Annotated in this window: 1 tRNA gene and 2 rRNA genes; all 3 read right to left on the bottom strand. The window is 54.5% G+C overall.

Features of this window, described 5'->3' with window-relative positions:
• Positions 1-52: 52 nt before the first annotated feature.
• Positions 53-129 (bottom strand) — tRNA-Met (locus tag HS053_RS21795).
• 69 nt (positions 130-198) lie between these two features.
• Positions 199-313, bottom strand: a 5S ribosomal RNA gene (gene rrf / locus HS053_RS21790).
• Positions 314-450: 137 nt separating this feature from the next.
• Positions 451-3,284, bottom strand: a 23S ribosomal RNA gene (locus HS053_RS21785).
• Positions 3,285-3,374 lie beyond the last annotated feature (90 nt).

Below are 3,374 nucleotides of genomic sequence, written 5' to 3'. Positions count from 1 at the left end.
AAAACCCGACTGTTTAGGTCGGGTTCTATCTATTTGATATGTTTGTTAGATTTGGTTGCGGGGGCAGGATTTGAACCTGCGGCCTTCAGGTTATGAGCCTGACGAGCTACCGGGCTGCTCCACCCCGCGTCCGTATCCCGAGGGCGATTGGCGATCGGGGGTTTTATTTCATCGTATTGAGAGGCTGTCTCTGGTTAGGTTTGGCGGTGACCTACTCTCCCACGTCTTGAGACGCAGTACCATTGGCGTGACGGCCCTTAACGGCCGAGTTCGGGATGGGATCGGGTGTTTAGCCGTCGCTATGACCACCAAACCGAAGCAGAGACAGGGGGTTTTATCCCCTTACATCAGTGTTGTTCCAAGTCTAAGCTGCAATCGTGTTTCGATTGTCAGCGTGTTGCTTCTGACTGTCCAGGCAGGTTGAGTGTTTCAACCTTGCTGTTACTGGATCAAATCAAGCCTATCGAGCAATTAGTACCGGTCAGCTGAATGCATTGCTGCACTTACACCTCCGGCCTATCGACGTGGTGGTCTTCCACGGCTCTCAAGGGAGACCTTGTTTTGAAGGGGGCTTCCCGCTTAGATGCCTTCAGCGGTTATCCTGTCCGAACATAGCTACCCAGCACTACCGTTGGCACGATAACTGGTCCACCAGTGGTCCGTTCACCCCGGTCCTCTCGTACTAGGGGCAACTCTTCTCAAGTCTCCTACACCCACGGCAGATAGGGACCGAACTGTCTCACGACGTTCTAAACCCAGCTCACGTACCTCTTTAAACGGCGAACAGCCGTACCCTTGGGACCTGCTCCAGCCCCAGGATGAGATGAGCCGACATCGAGGTGCCAAACGATGCCGTCGATATGGACTCTTGGGCATCATCAGCCTGTTATCCCCAGCGTACCTTTTATCCGTTGAGCGATGGCCCTCCCACTTGGGACCACCGGATCACTATGACCGACTTTCGTCTCTGCTCGACTTGTCAGTCTTGCAGTCAGGCAGGCTTCTGCCATTGCACTCAACGAGCGATTTCCGACCGCTCTGAGCCTACCTTCGCGCGCCTCCGTTACTGTTTGGGAGGCGACCGCCCCAGTCAAACTCCCCACCATGCAGGGTCCCGGACCCGGATAACGGGCCGCGGTTAGACATCAAGAGTGCGAAGGGTGGTATCTCAAGGGAGGCTCCACGAGGACTGGCGTCCCCGCTTCGATGCCTACCACCTATCCTGCACATCACAATCCTGATGCCAGTGCAAAGCTGGAGTAAAGGTGCATGGGGTCTTTCCGTCTAACCGCGGGTAGTGTGCATCTTGACACACAGTTCAATTTCGCTGAGTCCACGTTAGAGACAGCGGGGAGATCGTTACGCCATTCGTGCAGGTCGGAACTTACCCGACAAGGAATTTCGCTACCTTAGGACCGTTATAGTTACGGCCGCCGTTTACTGGGGCTTCAATTCAGAGCTTGCACCCCTCCTTTTAACCTTCCAGCACCGGGCAGGCGTCAGACTGTATACGTCGCCTTACGGCTTCGCACAGCCCTGTGTTTTAAGTAAACAGTCGCCACCCCCTAGTCTGTGCCCCCCACACCTGCTTGCGCAGATATGGGGCCTCCTTCTCGCGAACTTACGGAGGCATTTTGCCGAGTTCCTTTAACGTGGTTCTCTCAAGCGCCTTGGTATACTCTACCAGTCCACCTGTGTCGGTTTAGGGTACGGTCTGATGGAGGGCTATTTCCAGGGACCTCGCAGCAGCCCGGTCAATCCGATAAGACCGAACTACAGTAAAGATCCGTCACTTCCTCCTGGCCCACGAATATTAACGTGGTTCCCATCGACTACGCCTTTCGGCCTCGCCTTAGGGGCCGGCTTACCCTGCTCAGATTAGCTTTAAGCAGGAACCCTTGGACTTTCGGCGAGAGGGTCTCTCACCCTCTTTGTCGCTACTCATGTCAACATTCTCGCTTCTGATCTCTCCACCGGATGCCTTACGGCCCGGCTTCACAGAAAGCCTCGCGTCTCCAATCCGCCCGAAGGCATGAAGGAGACATGAGACTATATCACAGAACGCTCCGCTACCACGCACATCGCTGTGCATCCCGAGCTTCGGCTCATGGCTTGAGCCCCGTTACATCTTCGCCGCAGGACAGCTTATCTAGACCAGTGAGCTGTTACGCTATCTTTAAATGATGGCTGCTTCTAAGCCAACATCCTGGTTGTTTTGGCCGTCCCACATGCTTTCCCACTTAGCCATGAATTAGGGGCCTTAGCTGCAGGTCAGGGTTGTTTCCCTCTTCACGACGGACGTTAGCACCCGCCGTGTGTCTCCCGGATAGTACTCTCGGGTATTCGGAGTTTGCTTAGACTCAGTAAGGCTGTGGGCCCCCATCATCCATGCAGTGCTCTACCCCCCGAGGTATTCGTCCGAGGCGCTACCTAAATAGCTTTCGCGGAGAACCAGCTATCTCCAGGTTTGATTAGCCTTTCACCCCTAGCCACAAGTCATCCAGACCCTTTTCAACGGGTGTTGGTTCGGACCTCCAGTTGGTGTTACCCAACCTTCATCCTGCTCATGGCTAGATCACCTGGTTTCGGGTCTGATCCAACGAACTCATGCGCCCTTTTAAGACTCGCTTTCGCTGCGCCTACACCTATCGGCTTAAGCTCGCTCGTTAGACCAAGTCGTTGACCCATTATACAAAAGGTACGCCGTCACCGCTCAAGGCGGCTCCGACTGCTTGTAGGCGTCCGGTTTCAGGTACTGTTTCACTCCCCTCGTCGGGGTGCTTTTCACCTTTCCCTCACGGTACTGGTTCGCTATCGGTCAGCAAGGAGTACTTAGCCTTCGGGGGTGGTCCCCCGATCTTCAGACAGGATTTCACGTGTCCCGCCCTACTTAATATGTCTCCTGGAGCTTCCCATACGGGGCTGTCACCCGCTATGGCTGCACTTTCCAGTGCATTCTGGTCACTCTTCAGAGATCGGCTGGTCCGCGTTCGCTCGCCACTACTAGCGGAGTCTCTATTGATTTCCTTTCCTCCGGGTACTTAGATGTTTCAGTTCCCCGGGTTCGCTCTAAACCCCCTATGTATTCAGGAGTAAAGTACCTGTTTCACCCCGTTATGCGCTGTCTTGCGACAAACATAACTGAGTGTCAGGTGGGTTCCCCCATTCGGAGATCCATGGATCAAAGCCTATTCCCGGCTCCCCATGGCTTAACGCAGGGTATCACGTCCTTCATCGCCTCTTGCTGCCTAGGCATCCACCAAACGCCCTTTTCGCGCTTGATTTGATCCAGGAAGAGCAAGGCTCTTCCTGGGTGTCAAAAGCTGTATACTTACCCATGCAAGCATATCCGAAGATATGCGTTGCGGTTAGTG

Origin of the sequence: Tabrizicola fusiformis (assembly GCF_013328815.1) — a bacterium.
GTDB lineage: Bacteria > Pseudomonadota > Alphaproteobacteria > Rhodobacterales > Rhodobacteraceae > Fuscibacter.
Note: the sequence above shows the minus strand (reverse complement) of the source record. Positions and strands in the feature narration are given on the sequence as shown.